Annotated in this window: 11 protein-coding genes; 2 read left to right on the top strand and 9 right to left on the bottom strand. The window is 52.1% G+C overall.

The window, feature by feature from the left end:
* Window positions 1-27 precede the first annotated feature (27 nt).
* The 6 genes from ptsP to B7988_RS09270 all read right to left on the bottom strand — a co-directional run bounded on the left by ptsP (window position 28) and on the right by B7988_RS09270 (window position 6,377).
* On the bottom strand, window positions 28-1,848 hold the full coding sequence (ptsP, locus tag B7988_RS09295; RefSeq protein ID WP_073319474.1) for a phosphoenolpyruvate--protein phosphotransferase: 1,821 nt from the start codon (window positions 1,846-1,848) through the stop codon (window positions 28-30).
* Window positions 1,820-2,092, bottom strand: coding sequence for an HPr family phosphocarrier protein (locus B7988_RS09290; protein WP_073319470.1), 273 nt, complete (start codon window positions 2,090-2,092; stop codon window positions 1,820-1,822). Before B7988_RS09290 ends, ptsP begins: the two co-directional genes overlap by 29 nt.
* 8 nt (window positions 2,093-2,100) lie before the next feature.
* The gene (locus B7988_RS09285; protein WP_088657678.1) at window positions 2,101-3,021 is read right to left on the bottom strand and encodes an MlaD family protein; all 921 of its coding nucleotides are present in this window, start codon (window positions 3,019-3,021) and stop codon (window positions 2,101-2,103) included.
* A gap of 82 nt (window positions 3,022-3,103) precedes the next feature.
* Complete coding sequence (locus B7988_RS09280) at window positions 3,104-3,757, bottom strand: RNA methyltransferase (RefSeq protein WP_073319464.1); 654 nt, start codon at window positions 3,755-3,757, stop codon at window positions 3,104-3,106.
* The gene (locus tag B7988_RS09275) at window positions 3,754-4,821 is read right to left on the bottom strand and encodes a hypothetical protein (RefSeq protein WP_088657677.1); all 1,068 of its coding nucleotides are present in this window, start codon (window positions 4,819-4,821) and stop codon (window positions 3,754-3,756) included. Before B7988_RS09275 ends, B7988_RS09280 begins: the two co-directional genes overlap by 4 nt.
* A 2-nt stretch (window positions 4,822-4,823) precedes the next feature.
* Window positions 4,824-6,377, bottom strand: coding sequence for a pitrilysin family protein (locus B7988_RS09270; RefSeq protein WP_249268933.1), 1,554 nt, complete (start codon window positions 6,375-6,377; stop codon window positions 4,824-4,826).
* Between the two features lie 356 nt (window positions 6,378-6,733).
* On the opposite strand from B7988_RS09270, the gene B7988_RS09265 reads away from it, so the two are divergent.
* Both B7988_RS09265 and B7988_RS09260 read left to right on the top strand, forming a co-directional pair.
* Window positions 6,734-7,678 carry a glutamate--tRNA ligase family protein gene (locus B7988_RS09265; RefSeq protein WP_088657676.1) on the top strand — a complete coding sequence of 315 codons (945 nt, stop codon included), beginning with the start codon at window positions 6,734-6,736 and terminating at the stop codon, window positions 7,676-7,678.
* Between the two features lie 69 nt (window positions 7,679-7,747).
* Complete coding sequence (locus B7988_RS09260; protein ID WP_088657675.1) at window positions 7,748-11,845, top strand: hypothetical protein; 4,098 nt, start codon at window positions 7,748-7,750, stop codon at window positions 11,843-11,845.
* Between the two features lie 116 nt (window positions 11,846-11,961).
* Here the strand turns inward: B7988_RS09260 and B7988_RS09255 are convergent, their stop codons facing one another.
* The 3 genes from B7988_RS09255 to B7988_RS09245 form a co-directional block, all read right to left on the bottom strand.
* Entirely contained in the window at window positions 11,962-12,366 is a 405-nt protein-coding gene (locus B7988_RS09255) for an SPOR domain-containing protein (protein ID WP_073319452.1), read from the bottom strand.
* Window positions 12,367-12,430: 64 nt separating this feature from the next.
* Complete coding sequence (locus B7988_RS09250; RefSeq protein ID WP_170930602.1) at window positions 12,431-17,137, bottom strand: fibro-slime domain-containing protein; 4,707 nt, start codon at window positions 17,135-17,137, stop codon at window positions 12,431-12,433.
* 307 nt (window positions 17,138-17,444) lie between these two features.
* On the bottom strand, window positions 17,445-22,202 hold the full coding sequence (locus B7988_RS09245) for a fibro-slime domain-containing protein (protein WP_170930600.1): 4,758 nt from the start codon (window positions 22,200-22,202) through the stop codon (window positions 17,445-17,447).
* Window positions 22,203-22,434 lie beyond the last annotated feature (232 nt).

The following is a 22,434-nucleotide window of genomic DNA, read 5'->3' as shown; positions in this document are numbered from 1 at the left end:
ACCGATTCTGCGGCAGGCTCATTCCGTCTATTTCTTACTGCTGTCCACCTGACCCACAAAGCTGGAGATGCCCAAGTCGCGAATCGTCTGGGCATACTTGCCACGCATAAAGGAGTTCACGCTTTCCGCATCATCCATCTGCAACACCGTCAGCGCAGAATCGCGCACATCTTCGAAGTTGATCGAGCGGATAATTTTCTTTGTGGACATCACGCTCCACGGAGTCATCGAGAGTTCGTCAACTCCAAGACCAACCAGCAACAGCACGCTCAACGGGTCCGCACTCATTTCACCACAAACCGCCACAGGGATTCCTTCACGGTGTGCCGCCTGAACCGTCTGGTAAATCATGCTGAGCACTGCCGGATGGTGAGGCTGGAACATGTCCGTAATCAATTCGTTCGTACGGTCCACGGCAAGCGTAAATTGTACAAGGTCGTTCGTACCGATGCTAAAGAAGTCCACTTCTTTGGCGAGCTTGTCGACAATCATCACGGCAGCAGGCACTTCAATCATCACGCCGATTTTCACCTTCGCGACTTTCTTGCCGGCCGCTTCCAGTTCCTTTCGACACTTGACAATGCATGCCTTGGCGCGACGGAATTCTCCCATGCCAGAAATCATGGGTAACAACAGCCGCAAGTTTTCCTTGGTGTTGGCAAGGAGCAAGGCCTTGAGTTGCGTACAGAAAATATCTTCGCGGTCCAAGCACACGCGAATGGAACGCCAACCCATAAACGGGTTCGATTCGTTCACTGCCGTAATGCCACTCACCAGCTTGTCGCCGCCGGCATCCAGAGTACGGATCGTCACCGGGCAGGGGTACATGGTTTCAAGAATGTAGCGGTACGCGTCGCGCTGTTCATCCTGAGTGGGAGCGTCGTTTCGCAAGAACAAAAATTCAGAACGGTACAGGCCGATTCCCGTCGCACCGAAGTCGGTCACCTTTTCCGATTCCGACGGAAGTTCAATGTTGGCGTGCAGGGTAATGTACTTGCCGTCGCGGGTCATCGGCTCCAGCTGGCGCATCGTGAACAATTCACGGCGCTGCCTTTCGAAGACTTCTTGCCTTTCGTGGAAATCCTTGACGTCATCCTGGTTCGGATTGATAATGACCTGGCCGCTCGAGCCGTCGACAATCACCGTGTCGCCGGTCTTGACCTGGGCCGCAAAATTTCTAAGGCCAGACACCAACGGTATCTGGAGCGAGCGAGCCAAAATGGCCACGTGGCTCGTGCGGCCACCGGTATCCATCGCAAGCCCCGCCACCTGGCCGGGCTTGATCGACATCAAAAGGCTCGGTAAAAGTTCGTGCCCGACAAGCACCACTCCGTCTTCGGTAGCCACGTCCTCGAGCACCGGTCCGGAATCTTCCATGGCCGCCATCAAGCGGTTGTACACGTCCCTCAGGTCGGCCGCCTTGTCGCGCATGGCCGGCGAGTCAATCTGTTCGAACTTGTCGATGTAGGCACCCAAGACCACATGCACCGACCAGCGGGCATTCTTGTGTTCCTTGCGGACCTTGTCGATTACCCCGTTGATCAAAGTGGGGTCCTGTAAAATCATCAGGTGAGTCGCAAAGATTAGGCTGTCCTTCATCCCGGTGCGACTTTCAGAAAGTTCCTTGATCTGTGAAACTTCCTTGACCGTCTTGTGGACCGCCTTCAAGAAAAGCTGTTCTTCGTCCGCAAGTCGGCTCTCGGGGAGAGTCTCCTCCACCACCGAAATCTTCCGGTTCGTGACCGGAAAAACACATCCCATGGCAAAGCCCGGGGATGCAGGAACGCCCGTCATAACAGTACGGACGTGTTCCGGCTTCTTAACAGGGTTCTTCGTTGAAGTGGTCATTAAACAGACTTTCCAACTGAGACGCGACCTGTTCTTCGTCTTCGCCATCAATTTCGAATTTGACTTCGGAACCTGCAGGAATAGCAAGCATCATCACATTCAAGATGCTCTTGGCATTCGCCTTCGATCCCTCGAACACGATGGATATATCGCTCTTGGCTTGGCCGGTGATATCGACTATCATTCCGGCGGGCCTTGCGTGTATCCCCAACTTGTTTGTTACCACCAATGCTTTTTCGATCATTGTTTTCCTCAGAAAAAATCCACGTTGATGTCTAGACCATCTTGTAAAATAATGCGAACCAAGCTATCCGCCGAATGAACGGTCTTGACCAGGTCGTCATGCAGGGTGCGGTCGTTCAGCAAGATACCCACCGTGTTGTCCTTGGATTCAATCTTCTTCTGGACCTTCACGACGAGTTCATCCAAATGAGTTGTCACTTCTTCCAGTTCGCCCAGCAACTTGTCGGCGTTGCCCATCACCTTTTCGGTGTTCGCGAACATGTTGTCGATCGGCGGTTTCACGCCATCAATCAAGTTATTCACCTTGACCGTCACCTGGTTCAAGCCTTCAAGGCTCTTCCTAAGCTGCGGGTCAGCCGTATTCAGCATCACAAGCACGCGGTCTTCCAGCTTTTCTGCCTTCACGAGCAAAGTCTTGAAGCGTTCCTGGAATTCCGGGTTCACAATCGTCTGGTTCAAAGCCTGCTTGACCGATTCCAGCAGCACCTTCGTCGAGTCGCAGACCTCACCCACAAGACCAAGAGCTTCGGCGATACCGGCATCGAACTGGCCCGTAATGGTATCGCCCGGGGCAAAGTAGCTCGTCGAATCACCCAGAATCATACCAATCTGGCGTTCGCCCATGATACCGATGTTCTGCACGCGAATTTCGGAATCCTTGGGGATTTTCACGTCGGTGCGGAGTCTAATGGTCACCACCACGCGGTGGCCGGCCAAATCGATCGATTCCACCTTACCGAGCTTCACACCGTTTACCTTGACGGGGTCATCGAGCACCAGGGTACTCACCTGGGTAAACCGCAGATAATAGGTGTTAAAGGTTTCGCGAGGGTCCTTCTCGTTTAAGAAGAATATTCCAAAAACAAGAATAATCAGGGCTAGGATGACCACCAAGCCTACTGAAAAATAAAGAGCCGAATACTTTTTCATTTGGGTTTTAATCTAGCATTTTTTGTATGCAATACAGAAAATGCTCTCCGAAAGAGAGCTTTTAAAACCGGATTTATGGGGGCTATTCGTCAATTCGAACAATCGGACTGTTGTTCTCGATGCCATTCACATGGCGATCCAGCCAGTCCAAAAGCAAGGCATCGCGTTCTTCCTTCGGGAGCAAGAACTTTTCGCGGCCCACCTTCTGCATATAAACGTCCAAATACGTCATCAAGACGCCTCCTGCCACCGACACGTTCATAGATTCGGTAATGCCGTACTGGGGCAGTTTGAATTCGTAGTCTGCATGGGCGAGCGTATCGGGGTGATTCCCATGGAATTCACTACCCAGGTAAAAGGCGGTGGGCTGGCTCAAGTCCAGATCCAGAACAGAATTCGTGGTATTCGTGCTGGCCACGGCAATCTTGTAACCCTTGGCGCGCAATTTTTCCATGCACAGCATGCGCTTCTTGTAAAGGTACAGGCTCATCCACTTGTAGCTACCTTTCAGAATGGACTTGTTCACGCTATAGGCGTTGTCTTCTTCGATAATGTGGACATCCTGCAAGCCGAACACTTCGGCCGTACGGATCACGGCAGAAATATTGTGCGGGTCGAACAAATCTTCGAGCACCATGCAAAAATGTCTCGTACGGCGGTCCACCACAGACGTCAAAAGTTCACGACGGCGTTCCGTCACGCGTTCCAAAAGGGATTCCAAAGTTTCGTTCGTCATTTCTTTTCCTTAATAACCTGAAGGTCCTTTACCATAATGGGCACCGCCTGCATATCCTGTTCCCGCTTTTGCTTGCGTGCTTTCTGCAAGCGTTCAAAATCGCCAAGTTCCCAATGAGCGCCGTTTACGACTTCTTCGAAATCCAAAACGTACTGCACGTTTTCATCGGACTTGAGAGCAGCACTCTTGAGCATGGGTTCCTTATTGCCGCTAAAGTACATTCCCGACGCTTTCTTGATATCGTTCACAATCTGCTCGATTTTTGTGTTCACGACACTTCTGAACACCTTCATCTGCATAATGGAGTTGAGCACCGAATTGCCCGGGAACACGATTGCTGTTAACTTGTACTTAATAATCTTGCCCGGCATCGGGTCCATGTCCAAGTAGGCGATTGCCGTTCCGTGGAGAGCCCACTTCAAAATTTTTGCATGACCGTACCCAAAGAACAAGTCGCGCATGCCAAGCTTTTGACCGGCGCTGTCCTGCAAGGCCCAGTAGAATTCGCCCGAAAGGCTACGGCCATTGCTACCGTTAAAGAACCGTCTGTTCGGGTGCGTGTATTCAAGCACGTAGTTTTCGTCGAGGTAGGCGTTAATCAGCTGCGCCGTAAACGGCATGTTGTCGAACAAGTACTTGATAACGTTTTCATCAAGCGGAAGCGTTCCCGCATAAGTGTATTCCACGCGGTACTGGCGTCCGAGTCTCGCATAAATTTCAGGAACCATCGGGGCCTTGGGGTCGGCTTTGTATCCGCGACTTGCCAGTTCCTTGTAAGGCTTGCAGAATTCGTCGTCGTACTTGACCTTGGGCCATGGTTTCATGTCATCTTCAAAACAGCCTTCGAACACCTGGTTCATGCAAATCTTGAGCCCAGAACAAAGCGAGCGCAAATCATCGTTGCTGCCCAGTTTCTTGCGCAGGTTATCATGCATGCGCACCTTCACCATGGGATCTACCGATACGGCATAGTTCGCCGCAGGATTGTCACCAGCAAAAGAAAACGAAATGCTCAAAAGCATTCCCGCAAGCACACCCCCTGCAATACGGCTTAGCCACGACATGATTATCTAAACTCCAGACTGTCCTGAGGTATAACGGTGAAGGGTTTAATCGATTCCAATTTCGAAACGGGAGCAACAATCGAGGTGGTCATTTTATCCATGTCAAAATATTTCTTGACCATCGCCTTCACTTGGTCGGCAGTCACGGCATTGATTTCTTTCACGTATTCCAGGTAGTGGTCGTAAGACTTGCCCAGCAGTTCGCCCTTTGCAAAAATCACGGCAGTCGCCTCAGGGCTGTCGAACAGGCTCGGCAGGCTTTCGATCAAGGATTTCTTAGCCTGTGCAAGTTCTTCTTCAGTGGGCCCCTGTTCGGCAAATTCGTTCACCACTTCGCGAATCAGCTTCAAGGCGAATTCCACCGATTCCACCTTGGTCTGCAGCGCAATGGTCACCATGGCCGTGTCGCGGTAGTCGTTACCCACCGAGCTGTACACGCTGTAGGCAAGGCCTTCATCACTACGCACACGGTTCATCAGGCGGCTCGTAAAGCTGCCGCCGCCCAGAATAAAATTCGCCACCGCCGCCGGATAGTAATCCGCATGGGGCCTGCGTACAAAGGGCTGGTTCATCGAAATGTTGGCCTGCGTGATATCCTTATCGACCACATAGATTCCGGGCTTTCTTACAAACGTAAGCGGAGTCGGTTCCTGCACCACAGGCTTTGCCCCCATCTTCACGGTCTTGGCAACCGCGGCATTCCAGCCTTCAAAGAATTCCTTGAGCATGGTCACCGCGGAATCCTTGTCGATATCGCCCGAAAGGGCGAACATGATTCGGGAATCCGCATACACGCCCTGGGCCAGGCGCTTCAAGTCGGCAATCGTCACCTTCTTGTAGTCGGCGGCATTGGCATCCCAAAGTCTCGGGTTCGGAGCGTAATTCACCTTGGAGCGGAGCGCCGAAAGCACCTTTGCCGGAGTATCGTAGCGGCGGTCATAGGCGGTCAGGTAATTCGCACGCAGAATTTCGAACTGTTCCTTATCGAAAGCCGGCGCCGTCAGCACCTGCTTCGAAAGCGAAAGCATGTTCGCGAAATCCTTGGACAGACAGTCGATATCGAAAGTCGAGGTAAACGTTCCGACCGACGACGTGATTCCGGCACTGATAAATTCCAGGGAATCGTCCAGCGCCTTGGCCGAAATGCCACCACCGCCACCGCGGCGAAGCATGCTACCCACCATCGACGAGGCCGCTTCGTCTTTAAGAGCAAGCGGCACGCGAGGCTGTTCAAAGTAAACCGTAAAGTTCACCAGCGGCAGGCTCCTGTCGCTCACGATATAGCCCGAAATGCCCGGAGCAATTTCTACGCGATAATCCTTCGGATAGGGAGCCACATACTTGTACTCCGGAAACTGGATATCCTTGTAACTTGCGGGAATAGCGGGCTCAGCCTTTTTTTCAACGACGGGAGTCGCCACCGAATCCGCCTGCGCGACAGCCGGAGCCGGCTCCGTCTGCGGTTCCGGCGAACTAGAACAAGCCCACAAAGCAAACGCAGTCGCTACCGACGCAACCATCGAAAAGAGAACTTTCAAATCAAACTTCATCATCATGAAAGATAGTAAATCGGCATATAAAACCACACGGATTCGAAATGCCTAACGGCATTTCTGATAAAAAATAAATATTCAACCAATTACAGTTTGATTTCACACTAAAAATCTATGAAAAACAAGAAAACGCGTTAGCGTTTTCCAATAAATGCGCAAGGCGAGTGTTGCAGGACTGCTTGCAGGCCTATAACCGAGCCGAGCATTTAACGCCGTTGGCGTTCGTGGCTACGGTTATGCCATAACAGAAAACAAGTTTTCTGCTGCGTCATAACCCTGCACACTTTTAGTACTTTAATACAATCCGTGTGGCTCTAAAAAAAGCTCTTGACGCGTAATTCTTTTCTATCTTTCGCCACATGCCAGGCATCATCCGTTTTGCACCGAGCCCTACGGGCTTTCTACACGAAGGGCACCTGCTTTCCGCCCTTTACGTATACGCCGCCGCAAAAAAATGGGACCTCAAAATCCACCTGCGCATCGAGGACCACGATCAAGGCCGTGCCCGCAAGGAATATATCGAAGGCATCCGCGAAGATCTCGCCTGGTTCGGCTTCAAGTACGACAGCGAAAGCATCCAGAGTTCGCATTTTGACTTTTTCCAGAAAGTTCTCGACAAGCTCACCGCCAATGGCCTCGTTTACCCCTGCACCTGCAGCCGCAAGCAATTGCAATCCGAAAACCCCGTAAGCGAAACCGGCGAAGTCATTTACCAAGGCAAGTGCTATAACGAATTCAGAATTCGGAATTCAGATTTCGGAGTAAAAAATTCTAAAGTGCGAACTCCGAACTCCGAATTACCGCACAGCCTACGGGTGGTTATTCCAGACAAAGTAATTAACTGGCACGACGAACGCCTCGGCGACTTCGCCGAAAATCCGAAAAAGCAATGCGGAGACTTCCCTATCCGCGACCGCGAAGGCTTTTGGACCTACCAATTCGCCGTCTGCATCGACGACCTCACCGAAGGCATTACCCACATCGTCCGCGGCGAAGACATCCGCAATTCCACCGCCCGCCAGATTGCGCTTTCCCAGCTGATTGCCGACACCTGCCAAGGCGACCAGGCCCTTGCTATTCCCCCGTACATGCGAGCGCTGTATTTGCACCACCCCCTCATTGTGGATTCCGGCGGCAAAAAGCTTTCCAAGCGCGAACACGCCTATAGCCTCCGCCAAGACAAGGACAGGGGTAAAACGCCCCAGGAACTCCTTGGGCAAATCCTCTACAAAGCGGGATTTTTGTCCAACAATACCCCGACAACGTTGGAACAGGCGATAGCGACCGTCGCAGAGCGTCTATAAGCACGCCTTTTTTGCCCCTTTTTAATCACCTAATTCCCCAACCAGCAATAAATTAGGTATATTCAAGGTATGTCTTCACCTTCTGCTATTGTCGCCAAAATTCGGCAAGAAGCCGCCCTCTTTGACTCCAAAGACCGTTTACTCAGTTTTTCGACCAAGAACGACTTTCAGTCTCCCCTGATTACCGAAGCCGGAGACCTCTTCTACGAAAAATGGGTACAGGCTCAAGGGCCGCTTCCCCTGGAATCCTTTTTCCAGGTTTCCCAGAATTTTTCGGCGCAGCAAAAGATTACCGCCCTCGACACGATTTCGGCGGTACTCCGCCAAAAACTCGACGATCTCGGTGAGACAGACCTTTACCTGCTTCTCGGCTTTTTAAAGTGGGACGGCAACGCCCTTGCCCCGAGCCTCCTGGTTCCGCTCGACTACGACGCCACCAAGGGCACGGTTACCATTTCCAAGCGTACCCCCATCGAAAATATCGTTTTGCGCGAGCGCCTCAAAGACTCCATCGCGCTCCCCACCGCCGAAGACGCAATCATCAACGGCAAGTTCAGCCTGCTTCTGTACTTTTCACAATTTGAAAAAGCCATAGCCGGCGAACGCAACTGGCGATTCACCCGCCATGGGCTTTGCCTCGGTTTTTTCAATACCAACCTGCTCGCCCTCAAGAAACGGTTCAGCAAGGGCTTTTCCGACAAGTCTATCGACGGGAACCCCATCCTGGCATCCCTCCTTCGCAACGAAGGCTTCCAGACCCAGGAATCCCTTTTTGAAGAGCAGGATTTCGACAATGTCTTCTCGCCCGCCGACCACCATTTCCTTTACACCACTGATTCGCATACGAATAAAGTGACGGTGGATGCCGAAAACGAGAACGCCTGTGCATACGCAATCCAGACGCTCCCCGGCACCGAAAAAATAAAGGTGGCCGCAAATATTGTCGCCGACGAAATCGCCCAAGGTAAAAAAGTCCTAGTTGTCCACAAGCGCGCCGTTACCAAGCGTGCCTTCCAGAACGCCTGGCGACCGCCCTTCCGCAGTTTCCCGAACAGCGACAGAAGTGCACTCGAACAGAAAGTCCGCGCCATGCGCAACGGTTTTCTAGAATACTACAACGCAGTCAACAAGCCCATTCCGCCCACCAACGTGGTGCTTTCGGACTTGCTACGCGAATTCAAGGACGTAAGACCGCCCAAGAAGAAGTTCCCCGACCGCATTTTCCGCGGTATCGCCCAACTGGACTTTGACGGCTACCAGGAACTCAAGAAAGATCTCCAGATTCTGTCGGAGCTCTATTTCGACAAGAAGGGAGTCGAAGCCCGCAAGGCCTTCCGCGGCGTAAAGATTTCAAGCCTTTCGCCCGAACAGCAGCAAGCTCTTTCCGAAGATCTACGCTGCGCTGCAGAAAGCGCCCAGAAACTCGCCCCGATTATCCAGAAAATGGAATCGACCGGACTCTTCCCCACCGGCATATTCCTGTCGGGCATGATCGACATCCTCGAACTGCTGCGCGACAACTTTGACGAAAAAACGCCTACGTTCGAAGACTGGCAACTGCGCAGCCACAACTGGACCGCCTACAGGGACACCCTCATGCACCTCCCCGAAGCGGGCGACCAATGGGTGCGGTACCGCAGGCAGACCTCGGACATTTACACCGACAACGCCGTCGACGAAAACATCCAGAACGCGCGCGACGACTTCGCCGAATGCCAGAACATTTCTCTCAAGGGTCTTTCGGAACGCTACCGCACTTCGCGCAAGCGCCTGATGCAGGTCATCCGCAAGCCCAAGACCGTCGACTCCGACGCCAAGCTCCTGGACTTAATCGACACACTCCTCGAACTGCAGGCAAACAAGAAAACTTACAAGGAAAGCGCCGTACTCGGCAACCACTTGCTCGGACGCGACTGGCACTTCGAAGGTTCCAACTGGGTCGAACTCAACCAGAAGATTCAGTACATCTACAACTTCCGCGACCAGCACCAAGACGACCCCAGGTTCGACCTGTTGTTGCAGCTGCTGGAACAGTGGCACAACTTCAAGGACTTGCAGCCGGAACTTTCGAACCTCTGGAATTCCGTCATCGAGCTCCAGACATCGATCAAGCAAATCAACAAGGACCTGGATCTCGAGACTCCGCTCGAAAGCCTGAGCATCGAAAAATGGCTCGGCCAGATCCAGGTATGGAACGACAACTGGAGCCACCTCGACATCCACCTGCAGCTGACAGCCCATCTCAAGAAGATGGAAGGCTACTGCAACACGGCCCTCATCGAATACCTCAAGGATCCCGAAAACGCAGACGCCGACTTCAGCAGCGCACTCGCCCATTACTGGACCGGCGCCCAAATCCAGGCTGCCACCAAGGAATGTCCCGTGCTCTTCTCGGAATCGCCAAAGACCAAAGCGCAAAAGAGCAAGGAATACCGCTCGCTCCTAGACCAGTTCTGCAGCGCAAACTTCAGGGAACTGCACAGCGCCGTCGATGCCGACCCAAGCGTTCTTGTTGTCGAAGAACTTTCCGACGCCCTCAGCATCCCCGAAAAGCAGACCTTCGACATTTCGATTATTCTTGACGCCGACGCCATCTCGCTGGTCGAAGCCTTGCCGATCCTGCTTGCCGCACCCAAGACCATTCTCATTGGCGACCCGCACAACCCGAGTCACGACTACCTGCCGATCGACGCCTTCCACGAAGAAGCAGTCACGCGCAGTGCCTTCTTCCAAGAAAGCATTCTGACAGCGGCTCTACGCCAGGGCGCACCGACTAGGGAACTCTGGTTCACCTCGCAGTACGGCGATCCGGCAATCGTCACGTTCGCCAACGAACGCATCTACAATCACGGAATCAAGCAGTTCCCGCCCCCGAACAACGAAATTTTCAAGGGGATTTCGATCAAGGAAGTTTCCGACAAGATCGAAACGATCGCGCTTACGGCTATCCGCCACGCAGAGCGCCATCCCGAAAAGACTCTTGGTATCATCGCATTCCACCAGTCTACCTGTCAAGAAATCGAAGACGCTATTCAGGCCAGACTTGTTGCAGGCACCCCTGCAGCCGCCTTCTTTACAAGGCCGAACGCAGACATCCGCTATTACGTCAAGACGCCCGAACGCGCCGTGGACCAGTTCCGCGACACCATTCTCCTTTGCATGGAAGCCGAAGGCGCCGGTGGTCTCGACCACAAGATTGCAGTCTGTTCGACACTTGCCAAGCGCGAACTCCGCGCCTTCATTACCGAAGCCGACCTTGCTAAAATCGCATCGCAAAAGAATTCGCTCTTCCGCGAATGGCTCAACTTCTTGCAGTCCAGACAATACGACCCCGTGGTCGACATCGAACCTGCAGACTCCCCGCTCCGCAGCGAAGTCATCGAAGCCCTGAAGAACGAAAACATCCTGGTGCAGGAATATTCTTCAAAGGGAGGCATTCCCGTGGGCCCGGTCGTTATCGACGCAAACAACCCCACGCATTTCCTGGCGCTTATCGAAGACGATTGCACCACGGAACGATTCCGCGATTCTATCGAAGACCGCGACTACGTGCGCCCGCAGATTCTCAAGCAGCTCGGCTGGAAGGTCATGAACCTTTGGCTGCCGTTCTGGTACATGGCCAACAAGGACGAAGTCGGACACCTTCTCGCAACGCTCGCTATCGAACAGAGTGTGGCACCCCCGCCCACTGTCGGAACCGACGAAGACGACGGTTCCGAAGTGTTTGACGCCGCCTCGAAACCCATGACAGAACCATACGTGGTCCAGCATCCGAAAATCGAAGGCACGGCCCACGACAAGCCCATCGCAGAACTCCCGACTGCAGCAATCATTACGCAGCTCAAGTTCTATGTTGATTCGGAAGCCCCGATCCACGAAGAAATCTTGAAACAGCGCGTTCTGGAACTGCATCATGTCGACAGGGCAGGCCCCGTGCTCCAGAAGGCGCTCACCGAAGCAATCCTCCAGGGGTTACAGAAAAAACGCTTTATCAAGACCGGGCCGTTCTACTACTCGCTCAAGGCCAAGGATCTGGTGGCACGCAACCGCGCAAACCGTCCGGACTTTGAACGCAAGCTCGCCTACGTGGCGCCCGAAGAACGCGCCCTCATGCCGCAGAGCATGGACGAACACGCCATCAAGCAGGCTATGGGACTGTTAGAATAATTTGTAATGCGGAATGTGATGTGTGCGTGCGGCTTCGCCGCAATGCGCAAAGCGCGATGTGGAATGACAAATGTGGAATGAATAATTTCACATTCCACATCTCACACTACACATTCTTACTTCACTTTTACTACGAAAGCTGTAATGTTGTAGGCGGACAGTTCGCGAGCCTTGTCTTCGGCGGCCTTCTTGTTACCCCAGCCACCGCCACGGAGCTTGTAGAACGGGGCGTCGAACACCACCTGGACCGCATAGCCGGTGCTTGCAGAAAGCTGGGCGCGGCGACGCTGGGCGGCATCGAAATCAGCCACCGATTCAAACTGGAGCATGTAGTAGCCGTCAGACTTGGAAGCCTTGGCAGCGGCCTTCGGCATAGCATCGTTCTTGGTGCTAGCGCTATCGCGCAGGGAGGCGTTCAAAACAGGTTTGTATTCCTTGCCGCGGAAAAGGGAATCCAAATCGGTCGGTTCAGCGGCAAAGGCCAAAGCGCAAAAACTAATAACAGCTAAAATCTTTCGCATGTCATAAATATAAAAAAAGGAACGGATTTTATCCGTTCCCTTTTCAAATCTGTCCGTCAGATTCCTAGTTGCTAGAAGCCTTCAGGTAATCCGTCACAGGCTTCGGCGAGCGCTTGATGCCCCAGACAGATGTGCTTTCCTGCTTAGCTTCCTTACCGGCAGAACCGAGCTTCACGTAGGAATTGAGCTTCACGATGTAAGCACCGGTACCCACCATGCGGCCCTTGTCGGAACGCATGTTCCAGCCGATGAAGAAGTTACGATCGTTGCCAGCATCGGTGCAAAGTCCACCGTTGAAGTACTTTTCAGAGTTCTTGCTGTCATCGCAGTAAATCTTCTCGCTCTTGCTAGCCACGAAGCCACCGAGGTTCGTGTAGTACTGGACTTCGTAGTAGAAGAAGATGTCACCAGGTTCAATTTTCTTGCGTTCTTCTTCGTCAAGACCATTGAACAGAGCGTACATGTCAGCCTTGACAAAGTGACCCGGCTTACCGCCTTCAGCAGCCATGACTTCGTTCTTGGTCATAGTTGTACGGTAGGCGTTCACAGTCACTGCAGGCACCTTATCGCCAGACGGACCGTTAGCCGTAGAAGCGAACTTGTTTTCGATCACGGCGATTTCAGCGTCACCCGTGACCGGCACCCACATAGACGGGAGTCTCTTCGTTTCGTTGTAACTCGTCGGAGAGTTCCAATAGTAAGCCGCATCGGAAACAGCACGGAGCGTGTCACCACCCAGGTTCGTCAAGTCAGTCGTATCGGACCAGAAAATGTTGGACAGGTCACCGCCCAAGCGAACGTAGTCACCCACGTGCGGAGAAACACTACCGCGCAGGTACATGTACTTGATACGGCCTTCGCCCTTGGCAGAGCCCAAAGCAGGTTCGTTCTGAGCAGTCACCTTGGCAGAGGTATTGCCCAAAGCAGACACGAAGCGGTTGGATTCCGGCAGGTCGATTGCAGAATTCAAGTAGAAGTCCAGAGCGTCCTTCCTGTTAGAGGTCGTAACAAGCTTAACCGGTTCAGACATGATAATCACGAGGCTATCGTAGTCAGTCAGGTCATCACCATTCTTGATGGTACGCACTTCGGCACGCAGCGGCACCGGAGCCATACGGTCGGTCAAGGCACCGGCAAAGCCCTGCTTCACCTTCTTACCCTTGTCTTCGAAGATCGCGTAAGAATGGACCTTACCCACACCAGCCGTCTTGACGGCTTCGGAGAGCGTGAGGCCACCGATCGTAATCAGGTTGGTGCAGTAGCCAGCCGTTCCATTGTATTCGACCGGGCTAGAGCAATCGATGTTGGACGAAGACACTTCGATCAACTGGTTACAAGTAATGGCGGTATCCTTCGGAATGGTAGAATAGCCATCCTTATACGGGTTATGATTTTCTGCCGAAGCGGAGTCCCACATCACGCAAAGCTTGGTCGGCAGGGAGTCCTTGTGGATCGGGCGGTCATAGTAAATCGCAATGGAGTCACCGATACCATCGAGGTATTCCTGGGACATGCTGAAGTACGGGTCAGGAATCTTGTGTTCCAGCGAGGGGGTCTTGCCCTTCACGTCGAACACGTCAGCCAAGACCGGGTACGGAACCGGAGGATCGCGGAAGTAAATCGGGTTGTAAACGGCCTGCACAAAGTCGTTGTATTCGGCAACGATGGTTGCGGGGCTGTAGATAGAAGGATCCGTATCCCAGCGATACTTGGTCAGCGAACGAATAGAAATCGTGGCATAGCCATTTTCAAAGGTGTAGACACTGTCGATGAACTGAATCTTCGGAGAGGTCTGAGAACCCATGTGAATCTTGAGGCCATCGCATTCAGTCAAGCAAGCACTATAGCTACCGTCTTCATTGGGCTTGAGCACGGCGAGGTACAGGTCGTACACAGAGCCGACCCAGTATTCATCATAAGAACCGTCGGAATTCGGAGTCTGGCCCTTGACGGACTTGGCGCTTGCGCCTTCTTCCGGAATCTTTTCGATGAACGTAATCTGCGGCAGGTAGAAGCTGATCGACACGGTGTTTTCACGGCCCGTTACACCCACCTTGAAGGACTGGATGGAATTGGTCATGTTGTCCATGTCAATCGTCGCATAGAGAGTATCGACACCGGATTCACCGATAACACGCTTCTGGCCAGAGGCGAGCTTTACGCGAGCCGTAGAGCCATCGGCCAAGGTAGAATCGTAGTAGAGTTCCAGCACCTTGTCGTAGGAGAGCGTGTATTCGACACCGGCAGCATCCTGCGGGAAGATTTCAACGCCCTTTGTATTGCCTTCGCCAGGAGCCACAGAAGACACATAGACCGGAATATATTCGCCAGCCATAGCGGTGGTCTGCAGGTTGTACTTGCCACCCGGAATATCGACACCGTTCGTATCCTTGGCGACACCGTTAGCATAAATCACGTCCACTTCGCCACTCATACGGAAGGTAGCCACCTTCTTGGACTTGCCGTCAATGTTCACGAACAACGTGTAACGGCCGCCACCCAGGCACATTTTATCCTTGTCCACCTTCGGGGCAGTAATAGAGGTCAAATCGACACCGCACTTGTACACACCCGGAGTAGTGACATTTTCAAAGCCCGGCACCGGTTCAGAAGAAGCGAGGTTTCCGTTCACGAGGGTGTAGGAAATATTCAAGCCAGCATTCTTAATTTGATCACCGCAATAGGTTTCTTCCTTGTCGTCACCCGTCATGGCAGCGGCGCAAGAACCGTCACCCGACTTGGTGTAGCAAATATTGTAAGAGGTTTCGGCCGGGTTCTGCTTGTTCTTGGCACCCTTCACGTCAATAGCAGTCTTCTGCACAATGTACATGTTCGTCTTGATACGCACGTTACTCATGGTGGTACGGCGGTCGCAGAAGAAGATATCGAGGTCATACTGGTTACCGGCAACAAGTTCGCCGCTCTTGCCCTTGAATTTATCCAGGTTCACATACCCCGGAGCGGCCAAGTGTGTACCACCGAGATCCACAGCAAGTTGGTTATCGATGAACACCCAAATGTCATCGTCGCCGCGGAAGTTGAACTTCAGACCCGGCTTGTGGGTGAACTTGGCATGGGATTCAAAGCAGAACTGCTGGTTACGGCCACCCTTGCCGGAAGCATTTTCCTTAGACGTCCAACGCGGAGTACCTTGTTGATTTGCAGGAGGGGCACTTTCTGTTCCATCACTAAAGAAAGCCCAGCCCTTCGGGGCGTCGTTCGGGCAGCTCCAACCAAATACACAGGCGTTTTCACCCAACTTGAGGTGACTCACAAGGGCAGCAGTCGTACCATCGCCATCGGCAAAGATGCCTTCGCAATCCATACCGCCATTCCAACCCGGGCCATTACAAAGGACATCGATTACAGGAATGCCTTCGTTCGGGTCATCGGCGCGAAGAAGCGGACCATAGAACACCGGACCTTGAGCCGTACGCTTGGTGCGGGCTTTAGCAACCGGAGTCTGAGTCGGGTCAGCTTCGAGAATGGTAGCATCCGTCGTCGCTTCAACCGGGTAGAAACCACCCTGCACAGAAAGTCCCGGACTGGTATAATAGTCAGAGTCGAATTCCCACTTACCATCGTTGGAACGATGGAACGGCATATCGAAGCAGCTCTTTTCGTTTACGCCCTGAGTGTAATTGAACAGCATATTAAAGTATTTATCATCAATAAAGCACTTCTTACCAGCAGAAGACAGCTTAGGCTTTCTTTGAGACTGCGGAACAGTTTCATCAAGAGTCGATTCCACGATGCCCGGAGTCACACCGATACATTCATAAATGGCCCTAAGAGCAGTGGTCTTGTCGGCTCCAGACGCGGCATTCGTTTGATTCACTTCTTGGCATGCATCAAAAGTCGGATTCGGATCGTGCGGTTTAGGATCGCCAGGTCCGCCATAGCAGGAGAACGCCGGATGCAGGCTAGCATCACTATCATAAATAATGGCAGCCATGGTATAGGAGCAGCTACCTTCAATGCCATCCACTTCGGCGGCACTATAGTAGTAACCGTCGTCATTGGTCTTCTGTTCTTCGTCCGGAACAAAGAACAAGGAGTCCACCATGTTAAAAATCATGTTCAAGGCAATCGGCTGGGCCGTGGCAGCGGTTTCCCAGTTACCGTTCACGCCAATCATGTCATCGCGTTCAGTATCGTCATCACGGAAGAGCACCACGTTGTCCGTGATTTCTTCGTTAAAGAACACATAGGAATACCATCCGCACATACCGTCCACGGCCTTCATCGGCTTACCGGTCTGGCCGCCATCCGTACTGATCATCGGCACGGCAGACAACCACTCTTCATAGTCAGGCGGAATCATTACAAAGAAATACTTTGCGTCAGGCGGGTTTTCGCTAATCACGGGCTTTTCCGGATCCGTCGGATTCGGGAAGATGTAAAGGTCGCCCGTCTTGCTACAAGGAATACCGGCATTCTGAGTACAGCCAGCCTTGTCGTATTCAATGTTCGTAACGCCCGGCTTCTGGCAGTAGTCGTTGTCTGCCGAGGCAATAAAGAATGTGGTATCTTGCCCCTGACCGATAAGGGAGGACGAAACCGTCCACCAACCGTCAGCTTGCTTTTTAAACGGAACAAACTTGCCACCACCGGCGGCATAAGCTTCTGTCCAAGATGCGGGGGCCTGCAAATAAACGGTACCTTCGGCACAAACCTGACCGTTCAACGCAAATGCGCTCTGCACTCCTGCGAGAAGCAGACAAACACCCAACGCCCACTTGACCAGGAGGTTCATTTTGTTCATTTTCATTTTAGTTTCCATCGATGGTATTCCTTCCAACAGGGCATAACAAAAGGTCAGACCTTTTCGATATCCCATAGACCGCCCTCAAATTTACTCTTTTTTGCGGAAAAAGCCAATTTATTTTTTCTGATTTTTTGTGAATTTTTAGTTCCTTTTGTGTACAAAAACTTATAAAAACGAAACTTCGTGAGTTTTGTCACAAGAAAAACAGCTAGTGTAAAATTATGTTTTCAACGTAAGGGTATCAAGCCTGATCCATATAAAAAGGAATGGATTGATTCCATTCCTTTTCATTAGCCATAAGTCGATTAATTTATTCGGCAACAGCCTTCATGTATCCCGTATCGGGTTTCGGCGAACGTCTGACGCCCCACACGGAGGTACTTTCTTGCTTAGCACGCTTACCGGCAGAACCGAGTCTCACGTAAGACTTGAGTTTCACGATGTAAGCACCCGTACCCACCTGGCGACCATTGTCAGAACGCATGTTCCAACCAATGTAGAAGTTACGGTCGTTACCGGCATCGGTACAAAGTCCGCCACCGAAGTACTGGATACGTTCACCCGTTTCCGGATTGATTTCGGTATTCTTATTGTCATCGCAGTAGATCTTCGCGGTCTTGCTTGCTACAAAGTTACCCAGGTTGGTATAGTACTGGACTTCAAAGTAGAAGAACACATCCTGCGGCAAGATCGAGGCACGTTCTTCGGGGGTAAGGCCATTGTACAAGGCATACATATCTGCCTTGACCAAGTGACCGGGCCTACCACCTTCTTCAGCCCAAATTTCAGCCTTGGTCTTGGTCGTGCGGTAAACGTTCACAGACACGGCCGGAGTCTTTTCGGTGCTCGGGACGTTTGCTGTAGAAGCGTACTTGATTTCGTCCACGGCGATTTCGGCATCGCCAACCACCGGCACCCACATCGAGGGCACGCGCTTGGTTTCGTTGTATGCCGTCGGAGAATTCCAATGGTATCCAGCGTCATCGGCAGAGCGCATCGAAGCGGCATCGGCGGCAAGCGCGTTGATGTCAGTCGTATCGGACCAGAACACATTCGACATATCTCCAGCCAGGCGCACATAGTCACCCACATGCGGAGAAACGCTGCCACGCAGGTACATATACTTGATACGGCCTTCACCCGTCTTGGCATCGGAACCCAAAGCCGGATCGCTCTGGGCCGTCACCACAGAAGAGCCTCCGCCCAGGGCAGATACATAGCGGTTCGATTCGGCCAGTTCAATGGCAGAATTCAAGTAGAAGTCCAAAGCCTGTTTCTTGTTGGAAGACGTTACCAACTTAACCGGTTCAGACATCACCACCACAAGGCTATCGTAGTCGGTCAAGTCGTCACCGTTCTTAAGGGTACGTACTTCGGCACGCAACGGCACAGGCGCCATACGGTCCGTAAGTTTACCGCTAAAGCCCTGCTTAACCGACTTACCCTTGTCTTCGAACGCGGCAAAGGAATGGACCATACCAACGCCAGACGTCTTCACCTTTTCGGACAGGGTCAAGCCGCCCACCATAATAATGTTGGTGCAGTAACCGCTATCAGACGGTGCAGAACAGTCAATGTTGCTTGCATCGAGCGACACGAGTGCGTTACAGGTAATAGCGGAATCCTTCGGCATCGTCGAAATCTTTTCTTGGTACGGGTTATGGAATTCAGCCGTAGTGGAATCCCACATCACGCAAATCTTGGACGGCAAGGAGTCCTTGTGAATACGGCGGTCGTAGTAAATGGCCACGGAGTCGCCGATACCATCCAGGTATTCCTGCTGCATGCTAAAGTACGGAGACGGAATAGCATGTTCCAAGGTCGGCAACGAACCGCGAGCATCGAACACGTCTGCCAAGACCGGGAACGGTACCGGCGGATCGCGGAAGTACATCGGGCTATACACGGCCTTCACGAAGTCATTGTATTCAGCCACGATCGATGCCGGGCTGTGGATCGACGGATCCGTATCCCAGCGGTACTTGGTCACCGAGCGAATCGATATCTTGGTATAACCATTTACAAAGTATGCTTCAGTCACATTCGGATCTTCCCACACAAAGTCGATCTTCGGAGAAGTCTCGGAGCCCTTATGGATGGCGACTCCGTTGCACTTTTCGGTACAAATGCTGTAGGTTCCATCCAAATCCGGGACCAGAATCGCCAAGTACATATCGTAAATGGTACCGACCCAGTTTTCATCGTAGGAACCGTCAGCCTTCGGAGTCTGGCCCTTGACAGGGACAGCGACTTCGTCTTCGGTTTCCGGGATCTTTTCGATGAACGTAATCTGTGGCAGGTAGAAGTAGAGCGTCAGCGGCTTCGGTCTGCCAGAAACGCTGATTTCGAACGGCGTAATCGGTTGCTGCAGGTTTTCCATATCAACCGTCGCATAAAGCGTATCGATACCGGCAGGGCCAATCGTCTGCTTTTCGCCGGAATGGAGCTTCTGGTATGCTTCTGCTCCCGTAGTCGGATCGATAACCTTTCTAAACACGGTCATCAAGTTGTTGTAGGCAAGCGTATATTCCATGCCGGCAGCGTCATCCGGGAAGATTTCAAGATCTTCGCTTTCGGTACCAGGAGCGACGTTCGACACATAAATCGGAATCAGGTCGCCACCCATGGCAATGGTTTCCACGGTGTACTTACCCTTCTGAACAACATCGCCAGTTTCTTCATCCACAGAAATGGCGTTACCGTTCTTGTAGAGCACATCCACTTCACCGGTGGTCTTGAAGCTCATGACCTTCTGGGACTTGCCATCGATAGTCACGAACAAGGTGTAATAGCCGCCCGGCAAGCAGGTGCTGGACTTGTCTACCTTAGGTTCGACAAGATTCGTCAAGTCGATACCGCACTTGTACACGCCCTGGACATTGATGCTTTCAAATCCGGGAACCACGTTTTCGGTAATCTTCTTACCGTTCACGAGCGTGTAAGCGGGGATTCTACCCGATTCCAGAATCTGGATACCGCAATAGGTGGCGCCTTCATCGGTACCCGTCATGGCAGCGGCGCAAGAACCGTCGCCTGTCACCGTGAAGCAAAGGTGGTCGTAAATCGTTTCGGCGGGGTTCGCCGGATTCTTTTTTCCCTTCACTTCGATAGCGGTCTTCTGCTGAATATACATGTTCGTCTTGATACGCACGTTACTCATGGTGGTACGACGGTCGCAGAAGAAGATATCCAAGTCATAGGTTTTGCCCACTTCCAGCAGCTGGCCATTATAGCCCTTGAAGCTGTCTAGGTCCACATAACCCGGAGCAGCCAAGTGCGTACCGCCCAAGTCCACAGCCAAGGTATTGTCAATAAACACCCAAATGTCATCGTCACCGCGGAAGTTGAACTTGAGGCCCGGCTTATGGGTGAACTTGGCATGGGATTCAAAGCAGAACTGCTGGTTACGGCCACCAGTACCGGCTAGATTTTCTACAGACTTCCAACGAGGTTCATTTGCATCACTTCTTGCAGCCGGAGTTTCTGTATCCTTCACAAAGAAGGCCCAATCTTCAGGAGCATCTGCCTTGCAGCTCCAACCAAAAATACAAGAGCCGAATCTAGGCGAAAGAGCGGCATCCGTACCTTCACCATCTTTAAAAAGGCCATCACATTTCATGCCCTTGTCCCAACCGGGACCATTGCAAAGAATGTCGATTTCCGGCATCTGTTCGGCCGCGTTAATTTTACGAAGGGGCGAAGAATAGAACACCGGGCCTTCGGCCGTACGCTTGGTACGGGCCGCAGCAACAGGAGTTTGGGTCGGATCCGCCGCAAGAATTGTCTCATTGGTAGAAGCTTCTACCGGGTAGAAACCACCCGGCACGGTAAGGCCCGGGCTAGTATAATAGTCGGAGTCGAATTCCCACTTACCATCCTTGGCGCGCTTGAACGGCATGTCAAAGCAGCTTTTTTCGTTTACGCCCGGAGTATAATTGAACAGCATGCCAAAATACGTTTCATCGATAAAGCAGTTCTTGCCCTTCGTGCTCAACTTGGGCTTTCTCTGCGACTGTGGAACCGTCGGATCAAGTTTGCTTTCGACAAGGCCCGGTGTCACACCAATACAGGCGTTCACAAGTTGCACTGCCGTCCCAGCCGGTATGCCCAAAGCGCCATTCTGGCAACCTTCGCCACCACCATCCTTGTAACAAGAGAAGGCCGGGTGCAAGCTGGCATCGGAATCGTAAATAATGGCTGCCATGGTGTAAGAGCAAGTACCTGCGATACCGTCGACTTCCGCCTTGCTATAGAAATAGCCATCCGGGCTTTCACCTTTCTGCTCTTCGTCCGGAACAAAGAACAGGGAGTCCACCATGTTCAAAAGGAATCCCAAGGGAATCGGCTGGGCCTGATCCTCTTGTTCCCAGTTGCCGTTCACGCCAATCATGTCGGCGCGTTCAAGGTCGTCATCGCGGTAAAGCACCACATTGTCAGAAATATCCTGACCCACAAACACATAGGAATACCAGCCGCACATATCGTTCACGGCAGTCATGGGAGAGCCGGTCAAGCCCCCATCGAAACTGATCATCGGAACAGCGGACATCCAGGCTTCCATTTCGGGCGGAATCATCACGAAGAAATACTTTGCACCGGGAGGATACTTTCCAGTAAACGTTTTCCCAGCTCTGTTAGGATCTTCGGTAACATATACGTGTTCGCCTTCGCCGGGGCAACGGAGGCTGGCCTCGTTGGTAGGCCAACTCGTATCGTTCGCATTTTTGGTCGGAACATTATAGCCGTTTGCCGTTACTAGCCTAAGGGTCGTAAAATCTACACGAGTGTTGTTGGCCTGGCTTCCAATGGTAAACATGACCTTCTGGTTATCCGTGATGCCCAGCTTTTCCAGGTCAAATTCATAGAAACCATCGGCGTTCAACTTCATCGCCTGAGTATTATTGACGTTTTGACCACCAATAAATGCACCAGTCCAGTCATCCGGAGCCTTAAAGTACACTGTACCCTTACAGGTAACCGGATTCTGGTTCTGTTGTCCTTGAGCCCAAACTCCTTGCACCCCCGCAAAGAGCAGGCAACAGCCCAGGGCATACTTCCATAACGACATTTTCCACAAAGAAAATTGTGTATCTCTCTTCATATGACTTCCTTAACGCTGGGTACACCCAAAAGACCGGCCTTTTGAGGACACCACAACCTATGTAAAAATATCCTTTTCTTTACAAAAAAGCACATTTTTTACTTTTTTTTTCATTCCGCAGGTTGCGCTTTTGTAGACAAGTGAAATATCGCCCTAAAACTAGAGAAAACCGCCAATTTTCGCAATATCGTTTACGAAA

It is taken from the genome of Fibrobacter sp. UWB1 (genome assembly GCF_002210325.1).
Taxonomy (GTDB): domain Bacteria; phylum Fibrobacterota; class Fibrobacteria; order Fibrobacterales; family Fibrobacteraceae; genus Fibrobacter.
The sequence above is the reverse complement of the archived record's forward strand: the minus strand, read 5'-3'. Positions and strand labels throughout refer to the sequence as shown.